Below are 21,650 nucleotides of genomic sequence, written 5' to 3'. Positions count from 1 at the left end.
CACTATGATGTGCATAAAACGAGTTAGTTATGACATTGAGTAAAAGACTCACCCAAAGGGAGGTTTAGGTGTGACGCCATTACGTTTATTCCCCTGGCTAGGCGTCTGGTTATTGATGCTATTCGCCTTTCTGACAACGCCTGCACTGGCGCAAACGTCGCTAAGTGCGCAGAGCGAAGACACCGCTAACGCAGAAGAGCAACCCTCCTATTCGGCACTTGCCGATCTGCTGGAAGATGAGCAGGCGCGCCAAGAGCTGATTGAGCTGTTGCGAAACCAAGCGTCAGCATTACCCAATGAGCTTACCAGTGAATTATCACCGGAGGCCGCCGCCCAGGGCAGCGACCTTGCCCCTGAGGATGTGTCGCTGCCCCGGCAGCTTGCAGAGCTAACCAGCCGCGTAGTGGGGGATGTTGGCGGCCAGATAGAGCAGGCGGTGTCCGTTGTAGGTGGCCTGTTTACCGGTCAAGGGGCGGGCACCTTCGACATGGCCGCGTTTGTTAGTGCGGCAATTAATCTAGGTATCGTGATTGTTACGACATTCGCGATATTTTTACTTTCCCGTCGTTTGGCTAAACCGTTATTCACTAAAATCAGTGGCTGGTCTCAACAGGGCAGTGGTTTAACGCCCGTGCTGCGTTTGGTGTTGTGTGTCGCTATTGCTGCCGTCGTAGATGTGTTATTGGTTGCTTTTGCCTATGTTGGCGGTAACTTGGTGGCGGCGTTTGCGGTAGGGGAAACGGGCGAACTCTCTACTCGTGCCTCGCTATTCCTAAACGCTTTCCTGGTTATTGAACTGTTGAAAGCCGGTGTGCGTATGCTGTTCTCTTCCCGCTATGAAGGGCTGCGCTTGTTACCTATTTCAGCAAAAGAAGCTTCCTACTGGAATCGCTGGTTAGCGCGTTTAATCGGCATGGTTGGCTATGGCTTGATGGTGGTCGTGCCACTGGTTAATTTCTATATTGCGGCAACCTTGGGCCAAGCAGTCGGCACCTTTATTATGCTGTTGGCCTTCATCTATGCGGTAGGTGTCGTGCTTAAAAACCGCGTACGCCTGCGTGATAATCTTAACCAGATGGCAGCGCGAGCGACAATGACCGCCAGCCGAGTATCGCTGCGCTTGTTTGCTCGAACCTGGCACTTATTCGCATTGCTCTACTTCCTGATGGTGTTTGTGCTTACGTTGACACGCCCTGGGGATGCATTGCCGTTTGTACTGTTCGCCACATTGAAGACATTGGCAGCCGTGGTCATCGGCCTGTTGATCTCGGCGTTCCTTACGCAAACGATTGGCCGTCGTATACAGCTATCCGATGATCTGCGTCGTAAGCTACCGATGCTGGAAGTGCGCTTAAATAGCTATGTGCCCAATGCCTTACGCGTGCTGCGCACCGTGTTATTAATAGCGGTCATTATGGTCGTGTTGGATGCCTGGGGAGTGTTTAACTTAGCGGCATGGTATGCCTCTGAACGTGGCGCTAACCTCGTTGGGAAACTTACCAGCGTTGCCATAATCCTGATCGTTGCGTTCGGTGTGTGGCTGGGGCTAGCGAGTTTGATCGAACATAAGCTCAACCCGGAAACGGGGCATGGCGAGCCTTCTGCGCGTGCTAAAACGCTGCTGAGTCTGTTCCGTAACGCCCTAGTGATTGCCATGGTGACGATTACCGGCATGATCGTATTATCGGAAATAGGCATTAATATCGGGCCGCTCATTGCTGGTGCCGGTGTGCTGGGCTTGGCGATTGGTTTTGGTGCCCAAAAGTTGGTGCAGGATGTTATTACGGGTGTCTTTATTCAGATAGAGAATGCCATGAATACCGGTGATGTGGTGACAGTAGGCGGTGTCACCGGTACTGCTGAGCGATTAAGTATCCGTTCGGTAGGGATACGTGATTTGTCGGGCACCTACCACATCGTGCCGTTCTCCAGTGTTGATACTGTGTCGAACTATATGCGTGAGTACGGTAACCACGTCGGCGAATACGGTATTGGCTATAACGAGAGCATTGATGAGGCGATTGAGCAGCTGCAGTTGGCGTTCGAAGATCTGAAAGAGAGCGAAGAACACAGCCATAAGCTGCTGGCTGACCTGACAGTTGCAGGCGTTACCGCGCTGGCCGACAGCTCTGTCAATATTCGTGTGGTGATCAAAACGACGCCGGGCGATCAGTGGGGGGTTGGACGTGCCTACAACCGCTTAGTGAAGCTGCGCTTTGATGCAGCAGGTATCGAGATTCCATTCCCGCATACCACGCTCTATTTTGGTGAAACGAAAGGTGGCAAAACACCCCCCGCTAATGTGCGCGTGTTGGACTCCACTGCTGAACGGAAAAAGGTAGAAACATCGCCAATCCGTCAGGAAAGCGAACAGCCATCAAATCAGTCAGCTCAGGCCACAAATGAGCCTGATCATCTAAAACCTGATCATGGTGATGTTGATGATGTGTAATCACTAGGATGCCGGTCATTGAAACGGTTGACTAGAAAACAATGCCGCCCGAAAGGGCGGCATTGTTGTTCGTGCGGCACTGCTATTATATGGCGGGAAGCGCTTACAGATTATCCAGGTGTGGAGCCTGCCGGGGGCGTACAATCTTGATATTTTCCTTCATTAGCGCCTTCATGAGTGAAAACACCATGGCAAATACCATAATAAAGATGGGGAGGCCGATGACGGTAATCACTTGCTGAAGCGCCACTAGTCCCGCATCCCCTGCGAGTACGATCAGCATGGCAGCGACGGCCCCTTCCGAGACTCCCCAGAATATCCGCTGATGAATTGGTCCGGGTTCTGTATCACCGGTACACAGCAGGTCGATGACCAACGAAGCAGAGTCTGATGAGGTAGCAAAGAAAATTGCCACGATAACCACGGCAAGTCCTTGAATCAGCTTAGCAGCAGGGAAATGTTCAAAGAACGCAAACATCGCTAAGGGCACGCTCTCCATGACGGCGGCCGTCATTACGCCAGCTTGGTCACCCAGCTGTTCGCGAGCGGCTGCGCCGATGCCATCTATTTCCATCGCCGACCAGCCAAAAATAGCAAACCACACCAGCGTAAACGCCGAAGGTGCAAACAGAACACCAAGGACAAATTCACGAATAGTACGACCCTTGGAAATACGAGCAACAAACAAGCCGATAAAGGGAGACCACGTCACTGTCCAGGCCCAGTAAAAGACCGTCCAGTTGCCCTGCCAGCCCCAACTGCCTTCTTCACGCGTATATTGCGCCAGCGTGTCGTTCCAGAACGACAAAGGCACGATATTGGAAATATAAATGCCAAGCGTTTCGATAATGCCGCGCAGGAGAAAAACCGTAGAACCGGTAAACAATACAAACAACATCAATCCTACGGCCAGGCCGATATTGACGTTGGAAAGCAGCTTTACGCCTTTATCCAGCCCGCCCGCAATAGAGGCTACCGCAACCGCCGTTAACACGGTGATGATAATGACTTTAGTGGTCACGCTATCAGTAATACCAAAGAGTTCGCTTAGCCCTGCATTAATTTGAGAGGTCCCTAGCCCGATAGAAACGGCCACTCCAAATAGCGTTCCGAGCACCGCAAAGATATCGATCGTTTTACCGATTGGGCCGTAGATACGCTCCTTGAGCAGCGGATAGAACACCGAGCTGACGCGCACAGGTAGGTCGTAACGGTAAATGAAGTAGGCAAAGGCTAGGCCTGGCAAGGTGAAAATGGTCCAGGTATGCAAGCCCAAATGGTAAAGCGAAAAGCCCATCGCTTCACGGGCGGCTTCTACCGTATGTGGCTCAATATCGCCGTGGGGAGGGTTGGCAAAGTGGAAAATAGGTTCGGCGACTCCCCAGAACATTAATACCGTGCCGATACCGCCAGCAAACAGCATGGTGAACCAGGAAATATTGCCGTACTCCGGCCGATCGTCTTCGCCGCCCAAGCGAATATTGCCGTAACGGCTGAGTGCTATCCACAGCAGGAAAACCAGCCAGAAACTAACTCCAAAAATAAAGAACCAGCCAAGGTTGGTAACCACCCAGCTGCGGCCAGTGGCAAAAATGCTTCCGATCGTCTCGGGGGCAATGATGAGTGCGACAAGAAACAGTAGCATCAACCCTGCAGAGACAAAGAAAATAGTTGGGTCCGTGCGCAGCCCCAGCCGTTGCGCGAGTTTTTCCATGAGAAATTCCTTTTTATTGTTGGAATAGTCGACTAGATAAGTTGTATTCCAGCTGAAATAAGACGACTTTCAGGAGTCTACAGACAATCCTTCTGCCCATGGAAGGCGGGAAATGTGGCCTTTGGTTAAATCGTGTGGGGCTTAATCTACCATCAACGAAAAAACTGCCGAATGCGGTTGATAAGCATCGGCAGCACATAGCGTAGGAGGGCTTTTAAGACCGGTTTGAAAGTCAGTTTTGAAAGACAGATTGAATGTCTGTCAGCCTGGATAATTTTCGGAATGCCGCCCTTCAAGGTTGATCGACTCGCCGCCGTCGACAAATAGGATTTGCCCAGCAACGAACTCATTGTCCAATAAGTAGTGCAAAGCTTGTACAAGGTGGGCGGGGGCGCCCTGATGTTTTATGGGTATGCCTTCAATACGCCATTGAACGTAGTCGCTGGTGCGTTGAGAAGCGGGCAGTACCACGCCGGGGGCAATACCGTTAATACGCAGGCGAGGTGCGAACTCTAATGCTGCCATACGCGTCATGTCAGCAAGGCTCTTTTTCGACAGCAAATACGCGGCATAGGGGTACTGGTGGTAGGCCACTTTATTGTCAATGATATTAATGACCTGACCGTTATCGACGGCATCTGCAAAGTGCCGAGTGAGTAGCAACGGCGTAAACATATTGACCCTAAACTGCATTTCCAGCATAGCCAAGTCGGTGTCTGCAATGGGTGCCGGCTCATAAGCAGAGGCGCTATTCAGAAGCACATTTAGGCTTGGGAAGTGCTGTTTGGCAGCTGTTACAAGCTCTTCAAGAGAGTCGCTCAAAAAGTTGCATGGCAGTATTTCGCAGCGCTGTCCTTTGGCGCGAATCGTCTTAGCAACCTCTTCAGCTTCACCACGGGAGCTATTCACATGCAAGGCGATATCATAGCCCTTATTTGCCAGAGCTTCGGCGAAATAGCGCCCCAAACGTGTGGCGCCGCCAGTGACAAGTGCAGCTGATGAACTCATGCAAGGTTCCCCTCAGTGGATTAACGTTTCAGCGTATTTAGCGGTAAGCATGACTTTCTGCGTGAGCGTAGCGTTTGTCAATATCTTGTACAGAGCTTGAACAAAATAACAGGCAAGCTAATCTTACGTTTCATCAGTCTGACTTGATAACTGGCCTCTTGGGTTTTGTTTCTAAGAGCAGGGTCTATAACATTAGGATGCCGCTATGCCACTCTCGTCGTTAAACACTTCGCCAGGTACGGCTCTCCATGAATGCTTAATCTCTCTCGGTACCAACATTGAGCCGGAACACCACTTTCACGAAGCACTCACCATTTTGCGCAGCGAATGTGAGCTGATAGCCAGCTCAGAGGCGATTCGCACAACGCCAGTTGGCTATCAACACCAGCCCGATTTCCTAAATGCAGCGTTACTTGTGCGTACCTCCCTTGATCACGACGCTTTCCGTGCTTACCTAAAAGATGTAGAAGATCGCCTTGGACGTGTGCGTGGCCCCATTAAATCAGGGCCGAGAACCATGGATCTGGATATTGTGGCGTGGGACGGTAACGTTATCGATGAGGGGTATTATCAGCATAGTTATGTACGTCGCCCGGTAGATGAAGTGCTTGCTGCCAGTTGCCGTACGCTTAAACAACGAGAATGTTCATGATTTTCGCGCAACGGCCGATAATAGCAATGTAGCCTCCTATTGTTGGGCAGGCTGTCCTTCCCCGGAGGCGAGCGTTGCTAAGCCTAAACACAAATCTGATGTCTCTTATCGTGCAGAATAATCTGCGTGGCAGTCAGCAAGCGATGCAGACCGCTATGGAGCGCCTTTCTTCTGGGCTACGTATTAATAGTGCCAAGGATGATCCGGCAGGCCAGGCGATTGCCAATCGCATGGGGGCTCAGCTGCGTGGTATGGAGCAAGCCATTCGCAATACCAATGATGGCATTTCCATGGTGCAAACAGCAGAAGGTTCGCTCGACCAAATTAATGATAACTTGCAGCGTATTCGTGAATTGAGTGTTCAAGCGGCTAATGGCACTAATTCTTCTGATGATCTTGGTTCAATTCAAAATGAGATCGATCAACGCCTAGAAGAGATTGATCGCATTGCCGAGCAGAGTAATTTCAACGGCATCAAATTGTTTGATAGTACCAAGGCGGTGAATATTCAGGTGGGTGCTAACGATGGCGATAGCATTAAGGTGCGCTTCGCAGCCATGAATAGGCAGGCATTGGGACTGGAAAACTTTAGTGTTTTGGAGGGTGGTAGCGCAACAGAAAGCCCGCTAACGGTGATGGATGACGCTATTAAACAGGTGGATCGCCAGCGGAGCTATTTAGGCGCGGTGCAAAATCGCTTCGAAAGTGTGATCGATGGACTCAATACCAACATTATCAACACCTCTGCTGCTCAGTCGCGCATCCAAGATGCTGATTATGCACGTGAAGTTTCCAATCTAATTCGCGCGCAAATTCTACAGCAGGCCGGTATCGCTATTTTGGCCCAGGCCAACCAGCAGCCGCAGATGATTTTGCGCCTACTGGAAGGTCTATAACATAAGGGCTACATAAGAACCATCAACCGTTACTCGATAATACCTTGCTCGCGTGCCATGGCATAAGCTGCCTGCGGGCCATTCCACAACGATGGTAGTAAAATTAGTGAAACGGGAATCGCGGTAATCACGATAAATTGCTGTAAGGCGCCAATTTGCCCCGCTCCCATGTACAGAAGCACCGCCGCCATTAGCGCCATGGCAATCCCCCAGAAAGCACGCACGTAAGGGCTTGGGTCATCATGACCAGCCCCTACTACGGCAATGGCATAACTCATCGAATCACCGGTGGTGGCCACAAAAATGGTAGTCAATAACAAAATTGCCAGAGCCATCCAGGTGCCGCCGGGAAGTGCTTGGGCCACGGTAAGCGTCGCTACGTCAAACTGGAAATTATTCAGTGCCTCTGTCAGATCAATGACGCCCGTGAGCTGATAATAAATGCCTGAGCCACCAAGCAGTGTGAACCATATGGTAGTCGCAATAGGGGCGAGTACCGCCACGGCAAGAATCATTTCGCGAATACTCCGTCCGCGTGAAATACGTGCCACGAAAATCGCCATCAGCGGTGCATAGCCAATAAACCAAGCAAAGAAAAAGACTGTCCACCACTGCATCCACCAAGCGGGGGCAGTGTCGGCGGTCATAGTTGCCATGGTGAAAAACTCACTTATGTAAGCGCCCATGCTAGATACATAAGTGTTGACCAAAAACAGCGTGGGGCCAAACACGATGATCACCGCGCCAATGGCAAGTGCTAGCAGTACATTAAAGCGACTCAGCAGTTGAATACCTTTATGAACGCCACTCATTGAAGAGAGCACGTAAATGCAACCTAGTACCGCAAGGATAATGAGCTGTCCGGGGTAGCCTTCGGGAAGACCGAACAGTTCATGTAAACCAAAACTTACTTGAGTAGCTAGAAACCCGATGGGGCCGACCGTGCCAGCTACCAACGCAATCACACAGCATGCGTCCACTACGCCGCCTAGCGGACCACGCATAAGCCGCTCGCCTAAAACAGGGTAAAGCAGCGTGCGTGGCTGCAGAGGCTGGCCTTTCACATAGTGGGCGTGAGCAAGCACCACCGCGGTTAGCGAGCCAAGCACCGCCCAGGCCAAAAAGCCCCAATGCATGAACGATTGAGCAAGGGCGCTTGAGACGGCTTCGGCGGTGCCGGCTTCGGTGTCAAAGGCAGGTGGTGTGACCACAAAATGGTAGACCGGCTCTACGGCGGCGAAGAAGACGCCACCCCCTGCTAGTAATGTGCACAGAATGATCGATAGCCACTTAAATGTGCTCATTTCTGGTGCATCGAGATTGCCAATCTTGGCTTTTGCCGCTGGCGTAACTGCCAGACCAATGGCAATAAAAAATGTCAGTAACAGTAACAATTGAAAGTAGCTGCCCAGCACCAGGGCTGTCCAAGCAAAGCCAGCGCTGATTGAGTTAGCGACAAGATCGATGTCATAAAAGGAGAGGGCAAGAAACGCCACGATAAAGCCGATGCTAAGCACCAGTACGATGGGATCGCCGAGGGAAAACCGCGAAGTACCCTCGCTTGTGTTGGCAGGGTGGTTCATTAAGAACACCTATGTTTAATGAGGGGGATGGGTAAGCAGAGCACTGAGCTTAACAAAACCGTGCGTGAGTAGGCTTAACGCCTAAAAGCATCCGGTTTTCGAAACAAAAAAAAGCGCCATTCAATGAATGGCGCGAGGACAGGAAACTGTGTTCAGTATATCTTTATCATAGACCAAAGTCTAACGATGAGAGAGGATTTGCATGAAAATGGTGCGAAAAATGAGAGAGATGCACCACTATGAATAGGCTAGGGGCAGTCATAGCTGATTGAGTTGCAAGTCAAATTGCTGATAATAAAGTAAAAAATGCAGGCGTTGCTTAGAAGGGAAGCAGGCGCGCGTTACCAGTGATAGAGCAGTGATGCGCTGGTGGTGCTGTCAGTGCGTTCGCTGGCATCTTCAGGTGGCTGCGAGTTGTGCTTGATTTCATGGGAAAGGCGTAGCGAAAGTCGCGAGTTTAGCCGGGCCGTTAGTGCCGTTAATGAACGTGCTGTGGTGTTCTTTCGGGTATATTCCACCGACATTTCTTGGGCGATATCAGCATAATCTGAGAAGCCAAATCGATAGTCGAGCGCCGTATAAGCAACCGCCAATTGCTCATTATCGGCGTCGCGTAATCGGTCATTACGATACCCAGGGCCTGCTTCTAACGATAGTGAGTGTTGCTCACCGGATAGCAATTGACGGCCATAGCCACCAATGGCAGAAAGCTGCTGATCGTAGCCAGCAAAGCGGTCTTTTTCCCAGCGGGCAAAGCCAAACAGGTAGTGGGGCCCGCTAAAGTCAAAACGCTCTCTGCCGGCCACTAAATATTGCTCAGCACTGGTTTCTCCATTTTTGCTCACATTGCGAACTTCGCCTCGCAACGAATGGGTGAAATCACCCGTCAGCCACGTCAGGCGTGTCTTTCCAATTAAGGTTTGGCTATTGGTGTTGCCGGAAAGGTGGGTAAAACCAAGCTCGGCATCGCCACTGAATACGGGTGTGTCATCTTGTGGCGGTGGTGGGGCATAAAACGGATAAGCGGCGGCGGACGTTGCCCACAACGACAAGCTAACTAAAAAGACATTTCTTAATAAACTCAACACGTAACTCCTCCGTGAGTAGCGGACTTTGTGAGAGGCAGCGATGCTGCAGGATGAGAGCTCGTCATACACGCTTTAAAAGTGGTGAGTATATCGGTAAAAGCAAAATCAGTGGCTGCTAAATAAGCAAACAATCGAAAAAGCGCAGTGGCTAACGTCGCTTGGCGCTGCATGCCATAATGACGCTATCGCGCCTAGTGAGTTCCTTTATGACCGCTCCACGCCCTCGTACGCTGGCTGAATTACAGCGCTGGCGCCGTACTCGTGCCAAACGCCGCTGGTATAAGCGAAGTTTTCGCCTGCAGGTCATGCTGCTGGTCGGTTTGCTGCTCGCGGGTATGTTACTAGCGCAAGGCACCTATCTGAACCACCGTAAAGCTGAAATTATCACCCACCAAATGGGCGAGCGGGCATTAGCAGTGGCCAAGACCGTCGCGGGTATGCCGCAAATTGTTAATGCTTTCTCGACTCCCAATCCTTCGCTGATTATTCAGCCGCTTGCAGAACGCGTTCGCCACGAGACCGGTGCTCGTTATGTGGTGGTCGGTAATGCCCAGTCGATTCGTTACTCGCACCCGGTGCCTGAGCGCATTGGCCAGCCAATGGTGGGAGGGGATAACGATCAGGCGCTGATTTACGGTCAGTCATATGTGTCGGAAGCTACCGGAACGTTAGGGACCGCCATGCGGGGCAAAACACCCATCTGGGATGAAGAAGGCAACATCATCGGGGTGGTTTCGGTGGGCTTCATGCTAGAGCGAGTTGACATGGATGTGGCTCGCTATACCAGCTTGGGGTGGGCGCTGGTGGCGCTGATGATTTTGCTAGGATTTGCTGGGGCATATTGGCTGTCGCAGCATCTTAAAAAAGTCATCCTTGGTTTAGAGCCTTATGAAATAGCCCGCTTGGCTATGGAAAAAGAGGCCATCCTACAATCTATTCACGAGGGGATCCTGGCGGTTAACCGCGATGGTCAGATCACATTAGTAAATCAGCAGGCACGCCGTTTTCTAGGGCTATCGGATGAAAAGGTTTTGCTGGGGCAGCCAATTCGGGAGGTGGTGCCCAACTCACGCTTAATCGAGGTGTTAAAGCACGGCGAGCAGGAGTTTGACCAGGAAATGTGGCTGGGTGACCATCCCGTGGTGGCCAACCGCGTGCCCATTTTGCACGAAGGCGAGATTGAAGGAGCGGTTGCGACATTTCGCAGTCGCCGTGAAATTATTGATCTTTCCCAGGCACTTACCCAAGCAAGCCGTGATGTGGATATGCTGCGTGCCCAGGCCCATGAGTTTTCCAACAAACTTTACACCATTTCTGGTCTCTTGCAGCTTAACCGCGTTGATGAAGCGCTAGCGCTGATTCATCACGAAACCGAACGTGCTCAAGCGCAAATGAGCTTTTTAATGCGTCACGTGGCTGACGCAGTACTCAGCGGCATCTTATTGGGTAAATTGACGCGAGCCCGAGAGCTAGGCGTCGCGCTGGAAATTGATGAACAGAGTTCGCTCTCATGCCCACTGACGGTCACTGGGCAAGAAGTCATGATGAGCGTTGTGGGCAACTTATTAGATAATGCCTGCCATGCCGCACTTAATGGCCCCAGCAGAGACACCCCGAAAGTCCGTCTTTTCTTCACGGATTTGGGTGAGCAGCTGTTGATTGAGGTAGAGGATAACGGCTCAGGTGTCCCCAGCGAGCATGCACAATCGATCTTTCAAGATGGGTTTTCTACCAAAACCGGTAAACATCGTGGCATTGGTTTAGCACTGGTCGCGCGGCTGTGCCGTCAGCATGGCGGTGAGGTGACATTAGAAGAGAGCGAGTTAGGTGGCGCGTGCTTTATTGCCGTGCTGGATCGTTCGCTTTGCGACGAAGTAGCCACAACGCCTTAAATCATAATAACGACGCCAGGAAGAGGAAACACTATGTCTGCGACGCAATACGGTATTTTGGTCGTCGAAGACGATTTTCGCATTGCCGATATCCACAAGGCTTTTATCGAGCAAAGTGACGGCTTTTATGTGGTGGGGTTAGCACGTAACGGCAACGAAGCAAAAGCCTTGATGGCCCAGCATGCTGATGCTGTTCAACTCATCTTATTAGATGCTTACTTGCCTGATGTGGAGGGTCTGGAGCTGCTATGGGCCATTCGCCGCGACTATGTACATGTGGATATCGTCATGGTGACAGCCGCCCGGGAAGTAGAAACTATCAGCGAAGCGTTGCGTGGTGGCGTCTTTGATTACCTGATTAAACCAATTGAAGCGACGCGTATGACGCAAATGCTGACACGTTTTCGCCGCGAGCGAGAGGCATTGGCGAATCGAGCTGAAATGAGTCAAGACGAGCTGGATCAAGTGCTTGCTCGCTTACAACCAGGTGAACCTCCGCGGCTAGCGACGCGCACGTTACCTAAAGGCATCGACCGCTTGACCCTGCGCCGTGTGGTGGATTCGCTGGCAGCCGAACATGACTCTCAAACAGCGATGCAGGTAGCGCAGGCAATGGGCGCAAGCCGTTCAACAGCGCGGCGTTATTTGGAGTTCTTAGTGGCTGAACAAGCGGTTAACGCCGAAATTGGTTACGGTGATGTCGGCCGCCCTGAGCGGCGCTATCGGCTGCTGGAATCCTCCACAACATGGCTGGAATCACTGTAAACGAGCCGTTATAAACCGGTCGTGAACAAAATGAACAAAACGCACAAAAAGCACTTTTTGCCATTAATGGTCATAAGCTTGTCGCGAGGAGTAGCGGTCTTCTAATGTGAAGGGTGTAACCACACAAAGATACGTAGACAACAACCATCTATAACAATAGTTAGCTAATGTGGAGAACGCCCATGACCATGCTTCCCCTTAAGCGCTTTGCCGTGCTTGCCTTACCAATGGCAGCCCTTGCCATGACAACGTCCGCCAACGCCCAAGAGTGGACACCGAGCCGCTCGATTGAATTTGTTGCCCCGGCCAACCCAGGTGGCGGTTGGGACACGCTAGTGCGCACCATGTCCCGCGTTATTCAGCAAGAAGAGCTGGCTGACGAAAGCTTTGCAGCCATTAACGTGCCTGGCGGCGGCGGTGCGGTTGCTTGGGCTCAGGTAGCCCGTGATAACGGCAATCCGCATAAACTTTTCGCCACCAGCCCGCCGATGATTTTGGTACCTCTGGCAGGCGCATCGCGTTACGACCACACCGATTTCACCCCGATTGCGCGCATCAATACCGACTATTCGATTATTTTGGTAGCGGCAGACTCCGAGTATCAAAACCTGGATGATCTTTTTACAGCGCTTAAAGAGAACCCTAGCTTAAGCGTGGGCGGTGGTAGTGCGCCGGGCTCGATGGATCATATCTCGGTTGCTGGTCTTGCTTCCGCCGCGGGGATGGAAGCCTCTTCGGTCAACTACATTCCCTTCTCAGGGGGTGGCGACGCCATGACTAACCTGATGGGTGGCCATATCGAGGCAGTCATTGGCGGTGCCGGTGAAGCGGTAGGGCAGTTGGGCGAAGGTAGCCAGCTGCGCGCACTGGGCGTTTCTTCCGAAGAGCGTCTGGGCGGTGGACTGGCGGATGTACCCACTTATCAAGAGCAGGGTTACGACTACACCTTCGATATTTGGCGTGGCGTAATGGGTGCGCCGGAAATGCCTGAAGAGGCGGTTGAATACTACGAGACGCTCTTCGCCGAGATGCTCGAAACTGATGCATGGCGCGAAGCAAGCGACCAGCTGGGTTGGATTGATGCCTACCAGGATAGCGACGCCTTCGCTACCTTTCTGGATGAGCAACAAGAGCAGTTCAGCAGCGTGTTGACCGACCTGGGGCTGATGCGCCAGTAAGCGCTCGTCCCAAAGGCTCCCCCGGTGGCAGCGTGCCACCGGGATCTTCCGTCTGATACCGCAAGGGTCTTGCTGTACAGCAATGACATCTTCGGAGAGCTTTCCCATGACTCGATTCAATACCAACCAATGGCTAGCGCTTGTGTTGGCGTTAGTGGCGGCTGCCTATCTGGCAATGGCCTGGCAAATTCCAAACTTTCCGCTGCCCCGTCCAGTGGATTCTGATCTGTTTCCAAAAGTGTTAGGTGTTTCCCTGCTATTGCTGTCGGCGTGCTTGTTTTTTGAGCGTCCTGGTCCTATTGCGGGTACCGATCAGATTGATCAAGCCGAAACCCAAGGGCCGCTGTTGCTAACGCCTTGGGCGCGGGTGATCGTCACCGCCATCGCCATTGCTGCCTACGCGTTCCTGCTCGTGCCGCTGGGCTTTGTGCTGGCCTCGACGCTACTGTGTGTTGGCCTAACGGCTTACTACGGCTACCGCCGCCATGGGGTCAATCTGGCAACATCACTTGGAGTGGTGTTGGCGCTGTATTTGACCATGACGCGGGTAATGGATGTTTACCTACCCACTGGCGTGCTGCCGTTTTAACCAAGCCGCGCTTGCCCACTGTTAGCGGGTTTAAAAGAGAGACACTCCCATGGATGCCTTTAACAATCTAATGTATGGCTTTGGCATCGCGCTTGAGCCTATTAATATCGCTTACGTCTTTGCCGGTGTCTTTGCTGGCACTATTATCGGTATGTTGCCCGGCCTTGGGCCGATCAGCGCGTTGGCGCTGATGATCCCGATTACCTTCGCTATGGAGCCTTCTTCAGGGCTGATCTTGATGGCCGGGGTGTATTACGGCGCTATTTTCGGCGGCTCCACCTCATCTATTTTGCTTAACGCCCCCGGCGTGGCGGGAACGGTTGCGACCTCTTTTGACGGCTATCCGATGGCCAAGCAAGGGTTGGCAGGTAAGGCGCTAGCCATTGCCGCTTATTCCTCCTTTGTTGGCGGTACTATCTCCGTTGTCTTCTTGATGTTGATTGCGCCACTGCTCTCCAAAGTCGCGGTGAGTTTTGGCCCTGCTGAGTACTTCGCATTGATGGTACTGGGGCTAACAGCGGTTGTGTCGCTATCCGATAAGTCACTGGTTAAAGGATTAATTGCGGCCGTGATTGGGGTAATGATCTCGATCATCGGGATTGATATGCAAACCGGCACCGAGCGCTTCACCTTTGGTTCTGCCCACTTGCTTGACGGTATCGACTTTCTGGTAGTGGCGCTGGGTATCTTCGCCTTGGCCGAAGTGTTTTACATGTTACTGCGGGGTGGTGGCGGTAAAGAAGCGCCGCGCAATGCGATTGGCTCGTTAAAATTGACCCGCAGTGAAGTGAAGCAGATTGCCGGGCCGGTTAGCCGCAGTTCAGTATTGGGCTTTTTTACCGGTGTTCTGCCGGGTGCAGGTGCGACCATTGGTTCGTTTCTTGGCTATAGCATGGAAAAACGGATTGCCAAAGACGGTGATACCTTTGGTAAAGGCAACATTAAGGGTGTTGCAGCGCCGGAAGCAGCAAATAATGCGGCGTGCACCGGTTCGTTTGTACCGCTGTTAACCTTGGGTGTGCCGGGGTCTGGCACCACCGCCGTACTGCTTGGCGCATTGCTGGTGATGGGCGTTAATCCTGGTCCGATGATGCTTGAGCAGCGCCCGGATGTGTTCTGGGGCGTGGTCGCCAGTATGTATATCGGCAATATCTTCCTGCTGGTGCTTAATCTGCCGCTGATTCCGCTGATCGCTAAGATTCTCGATCTGCCCAAGCCGCTGCTGCTATCACTGATTTTGATCTTCTGCATGATCGGTGTTTACGGCATGAGCTTCAGCGTGTTCGACTTATTACTGCTGCTTGGTTTTGGCTTGGTTGGCCTAGGGATGCGCCTGTTCGGTTTCCCCGCCGCGCCGCTGATTTTGGCGCTCATTCTAGGCAACATCATGGAAGAGTCCATGCGCCGTGCGCTGCAGATCTCCGGTGGTGATTGGATGACCTTTATCGACAAACCAATTTCCCTGTCGTTACTGGTTATCGCGGTGCTATCGCTTGGTTTGCCGTTGCTGAAAAAGCGCCGCACTAAGCGCTTGAATACTGCTGAATAGAACACAAACATGCGTGTAAAGCGCCCTAGGGGTTCCTAGGGCGCTTTTTTTGTGGAAAAAATTGGTTAGATCAATAGGTGTGGGAGATAGAAAGCGCCCTATTGGTGCGAGGTGTCGTTGTGGTGCATAAACAGCGTGCATTTTTTGGATGTTGGCGCGCCACGATAGTGCGGCCGGCGAAGATGGGACTGCTTTTTTTGAAGCCAACCTTTTGATTTTAAATTTTTTAATGTTTCTTTTTGTAGTGTGGCGCAAACCTTGCAAAAGCTAAGGGCTAGTGGATGCACCAAGCCCCGTAATGGCCGTACCCACGTTACATAACGGGAAGCCTTGGCCGCGAAGCTCAAATAACGAGCCCCGTCATAAGGGGCGCAAGGAGGTTCAAGTGACCACATTGCAGCGCAAGACACACCCTCATACCGTTGGCCGTTTCGCTACTGCCTTAATGACCGCCGCCGTCATGGGAGCCAGTACACAAGCCGTCGCCCAGGATGACGATCCGATCAAGGTCGGTATTCTTCACTCACTTTCAGGCACGATGGCGATCAGTGAGACTGTTCTCAAAGACACCGTTGAGATGCTTATTGAGCAGCAAAACGACGCGGGTGGCTTGCTGGGTCGCCAACTTGAAGCGGTTGTTGTCGACCCAGCCTCTAACTGGCCGCTATTTGCCGAGCGTGCTAGAGAGCTACTGGCGCAAGAAGAGGTCGACGTGATCTTCGGCAACTGGACCTCCGTTTCCCGTAAGGCAGTACTACCGGTAGTGGAAGAGCTTAACGGCCTGTTGTTCTACCCAGTGCAGTATGAAGGTGAAGAGTCCTCGGAAAACGTCTTTTATACCGGTGCCGCCCCCAACCAGCAGGCGATTCCTGCGGTTGAGTATCTGATTAATGAAGTCGGCATCGAGCGCTTTGCGCTGGTGGGTACCGACTACGTCTATCCGCGTACCACCAACCGTATTCTCGAAGCTTTCCTCAAAGATGAGCATGGCATCGCTGATGAGGACATCATGATCAACTACACGCCGTTCGGCCATTCAGATTGGCAGAATATCGTGTCAGAAATACGCCGCTTTGGTGAAGAGGGTAAACCCACGGCTGTTATCTCAACGATTAACGGCGATGCCAATGTGCCGTTTTACACCGAACTCTCTAACCAAGGCATTGATGCTGCCGATATTCCGGTCATCGCCTTCTCTGTAGGCGAGCAAGAACTCACCGGCATTGATACGGGTCCGTTAGTCGGCCACTTGGCGGCCTGGAACTACTTCATGAGCGTCGATACTGATGACAACTACGACTTTATCGACGCCTGGATTGACTACACCGGCGACGAAGAGGCCGTCACCAACGACCCCATGGAAGCGCACTACATTGGCTTCAACATGTGGGCGGAAGCGGTGCGTAAAGCAGGCACTACCGACGTGGATGCGGTGAAAGACGCGATTATCGGTGTCACTGTACCTAATCTTTCCGGTGGCTATGCGGCGATGATGCCCAACCATCACATCACTAAGCCGGTGTTGATTGGTGAAGTTCAAGACAATGGTCAGTTCGATATCGTCTGGCAAACGCCTTCTACCGTGGCGGGCGATGCATGGTCTGACTACTTGCCTGGCTCACGTGATTTGATTGCCGATTGGCGCAAGCCCATGGAGTGCGGCAACTTCAACGTGGTGAACGGCTCTTGTGGTGGTAGCACCGCAGCGGAAGAAGCCGAAGCCGCCCTCGCTGAGTAAATGATGATCCCTCGCTGCTTGGTTAAACGCTGAGTGGTGGGGGAGCACGCTACCTCCCTTTTTTAGATCACTGTTTCTAATATAACCAAAGGAAGAACCCCATGAGGCGTTTCCTTTCCTTAGGGTTGCTGTGCCTGCTGTTGTTAAGCGTCACAGTTACCGCCCAGGCACAAACAAGCGGCACCGCTGAGGCTGATGACGCAGCGGCACTTGAGCTACTAGAAGCGCTAGATGTGCGTTCTTATCCAGCCAAAGGCGAAGCGATTATCGCTATTTTGCAAAGCGATGACGAGCGCGCGCGTGATTGGCTGCAGTCATTGTTGGATGGACGCTTGCAGCGCACTGACGGCGGCCGTTTTGTGGTGGTGCTCGATAATCAAGGTCGCGATTGGCCAGTTGCAGATGCGTTAACCGGTGAACCACTTGGAGAAATGTCTCGGCGTGACTTAGATCGTATTGGCATTAACAATGCACTGCGTAATCAGTTACGTAGCGCTATTGCCGTAGTGGATTTGTATTCGCCAAACGTTGAGCGCCGTCGTACTTCAGCCAGCCGACTACTGGGTGAGGTCGATGAAGAGCTGGCTGAACCGCTCAATGAACTTATCGCTGAGGAAGAAGATGCTGAGGTAATGCGTAGGCTTACCCAGGCGCTGGCGATTTACCAGGTTGAAAGCGGCGAGCTTGAAGGCGTTGAAACGCTGCGAGGCAGTTTGCACCCACGTGTTCGCGTAGCGCTTAGTCGGGCAGCTAATAGCGATGACCCTATTATTGCCGATGCCGCCAATGAAGCGCTGATCAGCATTGAGCAGAATCTCAAAATTAATCGTGGTTTAGAAACGCTCTACTTTGGGCTTTCGCTTGGCTCGGTGTTAGTGCTGGCGGCGATTGGCTTGGCCATTACCTTCGGCGTAATGGGCGTTATCAATATGGCCCATGGTGAGCTAATCATGCTGGGTGCTTATACCACGTGGATGATGCAGCAACTGTTGCCCGGCCAGCCAGGGCTGGCGCTAATTCTGTCGATTCCCGCGGGCTTTATGGTGGCTGCGCTTGTGGGTATTGCCATTGAGCGAGGCGTTATTCAGTTTCTGAAGGGCCGTCCGTTGGAAACCCTACTGGCGACGTTCGGTATCAGCCTGATTTTACAACAGCTGGTGCGAACGGTGATTTCACCGCTAAATCGGACGGTCATAACGCCCGAATGGATGAGCGGTTCATTAGTGATTAACGACGCCCTGTCGCTGACGCTTAATCGTATGTTTGTACTCGGTTTTGCACTTGTGGTGTTTGCCGCGCTGATGCTGATTATGCGCCGCACGCGCCTAGGGCTTGAAGTGCGCGCAGTGACCCAAAACCGCGCCATGGCACGTTCAATGGGTATCCGCGCCACCCGGGTCGATATTATGACCTTCGCGTTAGGGTCTGGCGTCGCAGGTTTGGCAGGCGTTGCGTTATCACAGCTTACCAACGTCGGCCCCAATCTGGGCCAGAACTACATTATTGATTCGTTCATGGTGGTGGTGTTTGGCGGCGTAGGTAACCTGTGGGGCACGTTGGTGGCCGGGCTTTCCCTGGGCATTATCAACCAAGTGTTGGAACCCTGGGCAGGCGCCGTGCTGGCCAAAATTATCGTGCTGGTATTTATCATTCTGTTTATTCAAAAACGCCCGCGTGGACTCTTCCCGCAGAAGGGCCGGGCTGCGGAGGGCTAACCTATGATGACGCACTCATCTTCAAGCCAGTTTTGGCTAACCCGCCCGTTTGGCGAACGGGCCACGCAGATTTTTCTTGGGGTGCTGTTTGCCGCACTGCTGCTGGTCACGGTACTGCATTTAGCGGTGCCCCAAGGCCACCCGCTGCACGTCAATGCTTACACCGTGAACCTGTTCGGCAAGTACTTAAGCTACGCGCTGCTGGCAGTGGCGGTGGATTTGGTATGGGGCTATTTAGGTATTTTGAGCCTGGGCCACGGGGCGTTTTTTGCCATTGGCGGTTACGCCATGGGCATGTACCTGATGCGCCAAATTGGTGACCGCGGTACTTACGGCGACCCGGTACTGCCGGATTTTATGGTGTTTCTCAGTTGGGACAGCCTGCCCTGGTACTGGCTCGGTTTTGATATGGCTTGGTTTGCGTTTGCCATGGTGCTGTTAGCCCCTGGGTTATTGGCATTGGTATTCGGCTTTTTAGCGTTTCGCTCGCGGGTCACTGGGGTGTATTTGTCGATTATTACCCAGGCGCTGACCTTTGCCCTGATGCTGGCATTCTTCCGCAATGAGATGGGCTTTGGTGGCAACAACGGGCTGACTGATTTCCGCGAGCTGCTGGGCTTCAACCTGCGCAGTAACGACACACGTTTAGGGCTGTTTATTGCCACCGGCGTTGCGCTGGCGCTGGGTTATATCCTGTGTCGAGCGATTGTCACCAGCAAACTAGGTCGAGTGTGCGTGGCAACCCGGGATGCCGAGGCCCGCACGCGTTTTATTGGCTATCGGGTCGAACGCTTCCAGCTATTTGTATTCGTGGTTTCCGCCATGCTGGCAGGCTTGGCTGGCGCGCTTTATGTTCCTCAGGTAGGGATTATCAACCCCAGTGAGTTCTCGCCTATTTTCTCGATTGAAATTGTGCTGTGGGTGGCACTGGGTGGCCGTGCCACGCTTTATGGGGCGGTTATCGGGGCGATCTTAGTCAACTACGCCAAAACAATTTTCACTGGCGTGATGCCGGATGCGTGGTTATTTGCCCTGGGCGCGATGTTTGTCTTGGTCACCGTGTTTCTACCCAAAGGCGTGGCGGGGTTGTTGCTCCACCTAAAACGCCGCAAAAAATCCGAGACCTTGCCGAAGGAGGCTACCGCATGAGCTTGCTGCAATCGCTAACCACGCGGGATCGGGTGTTTGATTTTATGGCACCTCAGGCCTCACCGGTAGATGTGCGTCATGGCCCGATTCTGTATATGGAAGATGTCTCGGTGAGCTTCGATGGCTTCAAGGCAATCAACAACTTAAACCTAACCATTGATGATGGTGAACTGCGCTGCATTATCGGCCCTAACGGGGCCGGTAAAACGACCATGATGGACATCATTACTGGCAAAACGCGCCCCAACGAAGGCAGCGTGTGGTTTGGTAGCCGTCATAATCTACTGCAAATGAATGAACCGGATATCGCCAGCTTGGGGATTGGTCGTAAGTTCCAAAAGCCTACGGTATTTGAAGCGCTGAGCGTGTTTGAAAACCTGGAGTTGGCGATGGCCGCCGACAAGCGTATTTTCCCCACGCTGACGGCCCGCATGACGGGTGAAATTAAAGACCGTATCAATGAGGTACTTGAAACGATTGGCCTGACCGAGCTGCGCTACCAGCCAGCAGGGATTCTTTCCCACGGCCAAAAGCAGTGGCTGGAAATTGGCATGCTGTTAATGCAGCGCCCGCGCCTGCTACTGGTGGATGAGCCCGTTGCCGGGATGACGGAACAGGAGATGGAGCGTACCGCAGAGCTGTTGACGGGCCTCGCTGGTAAGCAGTCGGTGGTCGTGGTAGAGCATGACATGGGGTTTGTACGTTCTATTGCCCGTAAAGTGACCGTGTTGCACCAAGGCAGCGTGCTGGCGGAAGGCAGTATGGATCAGGTTTCAAGCGACCCCAACGTGGTTGAGGTGTATCTGGGTGCGGACGACGAGGAGGCTGCCTAATGCTGGCGATTGAAAAACTCAACCAGTTTTACGGAGAAAGCCACACGCTGTGGGATTTAGATCTCGATGTGCCTGAAGGCCAGTGCACTTGTGTGATGGGCCGCAACGGGGTGGGTAAGACTACCTTGATGAAAGCCATTATGGGCGAAGTGGCTGTAAAGAGTGGCCAGCTACGCTATCACAACGGTAAAGAAGGTCAGGTTGAACTAACGAAGAAAGCCGTTGAGGCACGTTCCCGTTTGGGCATTGGTTTTGTCCCCCAGGGGCGGCAGATTTTTCCGCTGCTCACCGTGGAAGAAAATCTACGCACCGGCTTGGCAGCACGCAGTGATGGGCTGAGAAAAATTCCCGAGCGTATCTATGAACTGTTCCCTGTTTTAAAAGAGATGAAGCATCGCCGTGGCGGTGATTTGTCCGGTGGGCAACAGCAGCAGCTGGCCATTGGCCGTGCGCTGGTGATAGAGCCCAAGCTGCTGATTTTGGATGAGCCAGGGGAAGGTATTCAGCCCAATATTGTGGCGCAAATCGGTCAGGTGATTCGCCAACTGATCAAAGAGGATGGCTTAACGGTATTGCTGGTCGAGCAGAAGCTGCCCTTTGCCCGCAAGTACGCCGACCGCTTTGTGATTATGGATCGCGGCCGACCGGTCGCCAAAGGCGAGATCGCTGAGCTTTCCAACGAACTGATCAAACAGCATTTGACCGTTTAAGTTATCCACAGCTGGTTTCACTGACGTCCGCCACTGTCTTATTCACAGCGTTGCCTTATTCACAATGTTGCCTCACTCAAGGCAATGGCGGGCTTATTATTAAAACCCTGCGCTGAGTAAGCATTGGCACTATTATTTT

The 21,650-nt window shown here is 52.6% G+C and carries 17 protein-coding genes; 13 read left to right on the top strand and 4 right to left on the bottom strand.

Translation table 11 applies throughout. From position 1 onward, the window contains the following. The first annotated feature begins 70 nt into the window (after positions 1-70). On the top strand, positions 71-2,452 hold the full coding sequence (gene ybiO / locus B6A39_RS17650) for a mechanosensitive channel protein (RefSeq protein WP_083007615.1): 2,382 nt from the start codon (positions 71-73) through the stop codon (positions 2,450-2,452). A gap of 103 nt (positions 2,453-2,555) precedes the next feature. On the opposite strand, the gene B6A39_RS17645 is transcribed toward ybiO, so the two are convergent. Together B6A39_RS17645 and B6A39_RS17640 are read right to left on the bottom strand one after the other, a co-directional pair. Next, complete coding sequence (locus tag B6A39_RS17645; RefSeq protein ID WP_083007614.1) at positions 2,556-4,166, bottom strand: BCCT family transporter; 1,611 nt, start codon at positions 4,164-4,166, stop codon at positions 2,556-2,558. 261 nt (positions 4,167-4,427) lie between these two features. Continuing rightward, complete coding sequence (locus tag B6A39_RS17640) at positions 4,428-5,174, bottom strand: SDR family oxidoreductase (RefSeq protein ID WP_083007613.1); 747 nt, start codon at positions 5,172-5,174, stop codon at positions 4,428-4,430. Between the two features lie 205 nt (positions 5,175-5,379). Here B6A39_RS17640 and folK point away from each other — a divergent pair, with 205 nt between their 5' ends. Both folK and B6A39_RS17630 read left to right on the top strand, forming a co-directional pair. Beyond that, on the top strand, positions 5,380-5,826 hold the full coding sequence (gene folK, locus B6A39_RS17635) for a 2-amino-4-hydroxy-6-hydroxymethyldihydropteridine diphosphokinase (protein ID WP_083007612.1): 447 nt from the start codon (positions 5,380-5,382) through the stop codon (positions 5,824-5,826). Between the two features lie 74 nt (positions 5,827-5,900). Continuing rightward, positions 5,901-6,722, top strand: coding sequence for a flagellin N-terminal helical domain-containing protein (locus tag B6A39_RS17630; protein WP_083007611.1), 822 nt, complete (start codon positions 5,901-5,903; stop codon positions 6,720-6,722). A gap of 29 nt (positions 6,723-6,751) precedes the next feature. On the opposite strand, the gene B6A39_RS17625 is transcribed toward B6A39_RS17630, so the two are convergent. Both B6A39_RS17625 and B6A39_RS17620 read right to left on the bottom strand, forming a co-directional pair. After that, positions 6,752-8,305, bottom strand: a complete 1,554-nt coding sequence (locus B6A39_RS17625; protein ID WP_083007610.1) for a BCCT family transporter — start codon at positions 8,303-8,305, stop codon at positions 6,752-6,754. A 341-nt stretch (positions 8,306-8,646) separates the two neighbouring features. Next, positions 8,647-9,390, bottom strand: a complete 744-nt coding sequence (locus B6A39_RS17620) for a DUF481 domain-containing protein (RefSeq protein WP_083007609.1) — start codon at positions 9,388-9,390, stop codon at positions 8,647-8,649. 209 nt (positions 9,391-9,599) lie between these two features. Here B6A39_RS17620 and B6A39_RS17615 point away from each other — a divergent pair, with 209 nt between their 5' ends. The 10 genes from B6A39_RS17615 to urtE all read left to right on the top strand — a co-directional run bounded on the left by B6A39_RS17615 (position 9,600) and on the right by urtE (position 21,511). Next, complete coding sequence (locus B6A39_RS17615) at positions 9,600-11,285, top strand: ATP-binding protein (RefSeq protein ID WP_083007608.1); 1,686 nt, start codon at positions 9,600-9,602, stop codon at positions 11,283-11,285. Between the two features lie 33 nt (positions 11,286-11,318). Beyond that, positions 11,319-12,050: a response regulator gene (locus tag B6A39_RS17610; RefSeq protein ID WP_083007607.1), complete on the top strand. Its 732-nt coding sequence runs from the start codon at positions 11,319-11,321 to the stop codon at positions 12,048-12,050. A gap of 182 nt (positions 12,051-12,232) precedes the next feature. Next, positions 12,233-13,228: a Bug family tripartite tricarboxylate transporter substrate binding protein gene (locus B6A39_RS17605; RefSeq protein WP_083007606.1), complete on the top strand. Its 996-nt coding sequence runs from the start codon at positions 12,233-12,235 to the stop codon at positions 13,226-13,228. A 106-nt stretch (positions 13,229-13,334) separates the two neighbouring features. Next, the gene (locus B6A39_RS17600) at positions 13,335-13,817 is read left to right on the top strand and encodes a tripartite tricarboxylate transporter TctB family protein (RefSeq protein ID WP_083007605.1); all 483 of its coding nucleotides are present in this window, start codon (positions 13,335-13,337) and stop codon (positions 13,815-13,817) included. Positions 13,818-13,866: 49 nt separating this feature from the next. Next, the gene (locus B6A39_RS17595) at positions 13,867-15,366 is read left to right on the top strand and encodes a tripartite tricarboxylate transporter permease (RefSeq protein WP_083007604.1); all 1,500 of its coding nucleotides are present in this window, start codon (positions 13,867-13,869) and stop codon (positions 15,364-15,366) included. 385 nt (positions 15,367-15,751) lie between these two features. Next, positions 15,752-17,104 carry an urea ABC transporter substrate-binding protein gene (urtA, locus tag B6A39_RS17590; RefSeq protein WP_083007603.1) on the top strand — a complete coding sequence of 451 codons (1,353 nt, stop codon included), beginning with the start codon at positions 15,752-15,754 and terminating at the stop codon, positions 17,102-17,104. Between the two features lie 101 nt (positions 17,105-17,205). Next, on the top strand, positions 17,206-18,819 hold the full coding sequence (gene urtB / locus B6A39_RS17585) for an urea ABC transporter permease subunit UrtB (protein WP_083007602.1): 1,614 nt from the start codon (positions 17,206-17,208) through the stop codon (positions 18,817-18,819). A gap of 3 nt (positions 18,820-18,822) precedes the next feature. Further along, positions 18,823-19,968 carry an urea ABC transporter permease subunit UrtC gene (urtC, locus tag B6A39_RS17580; protein WP_083007601.1) on the top strand — a complete coding sequence of 382 codons (1,146 nt, stop codon included), beginning with the start codon at positions 18,823-18,825 and terminating at the stop codon, positions 19,966-19,968. Next, positions 19,965-20,801: an urea ABC transporter ATP-binding protein UrtD gene (gene urtD, locus B6A39_RS17575; protein ID WP_083007600.1), complete on the top strand. Its 837-nt coding sequence runs from the start codon at positions 19,965-19,967 to the stop codon at positions 20,799-20,801. The genes urtC and urtD overlap by 4 nt, the downstream gene beginning before the upstream one ends. Next, positions 20,801-21,511, top strand: a complete 711-nt coding sequence (urtE, locus tag B6A39_RS17570; RefSeq protein WP_083007599.1) for an urea ABC transporter ATP-binding subunit UrtE — start codon at positions 20,801-20,803, stop codon at positions 21,509-21,511. The genes urtD and urtE overlap by 1 nt, the downstream gene beginning before the upstream one ends. Positions 21,512-21,650: the final 139 nt, after the last annotated feature.

Origin of the sequence: Halomonas sp. GT, from assembly GCF_002082565.1 — a bacterium.
GTDB lineage: Bacteria > Pseudomonadota > Gammaproteobacteria > Pseudomonadales > Halomonadaceae > Vreelandella.
This window is presented reverse-complemented; position numbering and strand designations above follow the sequence as displayed.

What these genes read in the sequence shown, in the direction of transcription:
- B6A39_RS17645 (WP_083007614.1), bottom strand. Translation starts at nt 4,166, where the DNA reads ATGGAAAAACTCGCGCAACGGCTGGGGCTGCGCACGGACCCAACTATT.
- B6A39_RS17640 (WP_083007613.1), bottom strand. Translation starts at nt 5,174, where the DNA reads ATGAGTTCATCAGCTGCACTTGTCACTGGCGGCGCCACACGTTTGGGG.
- folK (WP_083007612.1), top strand. Translation starts at nt 5,380, where the DNA reads ATGCCACTCTCGTCGTTAAACACTTCGCCAGGTACGGCTCTCCATGAA.
- B6A39_RS17625 (WP_083007610.1), bottom strand. Translation starts at nt 8,305, where the DNA reads ATGAACCACCCTGCCAACACAAGCGAGGGTACTTCGCGGTTTTCCCTC.
- B6A39_RS17615 (WP_083007608.1), top strand. Translation starts at nt 9,600, where the DNA reads ATGACCGCTCCACGCCCTCGTACGCTGGCTGAATTACAGCGCTGGCGC.
- B6A39_RS17610 (WP_083007607.1), top strand. Translation starts at nt 11,319, where the DNA reads ATGTCTGCGACGCAATACGGTATTTTGGTCGTCGAAGACGATTTTCGC.
- B6A39_RS17605 (WP_083007606.1), top strand. Translation starts at nt 12,233, where the DNA reads ATGACCATGCTTCCCCTTAAGCGCTTTGCCGTGCTTGCCTTACCAATG.
- B6A39_RS17600 (WP_083007605.1), top strand. Translation starts at nt 13,335, where the DNA reads ATGACTCGATTCAATACCAACCAATGGCTAGCGCTTGTGTTGGCGTTA.
- B6A39_RS17595 (WP_083007604.1), top strand. Translation starts at nt 13,867, where the DNA reads ATGGATGCCTTTAACAATCTAATGTATGGCTTTGGCATCGCGCTTGAG.
- urtB (WP_083007602.1), top strand. Translation starts at nt 17,206, where the DNA reads ATGAGGCGTTTCCTTTCCTTAGGGTTGCTGTGCCTGCTGTTGTTAAGC.
- urtC (WP_083007601.1), top strand. Translation starts at nt 18,823, where the DNA reads ATGATGACGCACTCATCTTCAAGCCAGTTTTGGCTAACCCGCCCGTTT.
- urtD (WP_083007600.1), top strand. Translation starts at nt 19,965, where the DNA reads ATGAGCTTGCTGCAATCGCTAACCACGCGGGATCGGGTGTTTGATTTT.
- urtE (WP_083007599.1), top strand. Translation starts at nt 20,801, where the DNA reads ATGCTGGCGATTGAAAAACTCAACCAGTTTTACGGAGAAAGCCACACG.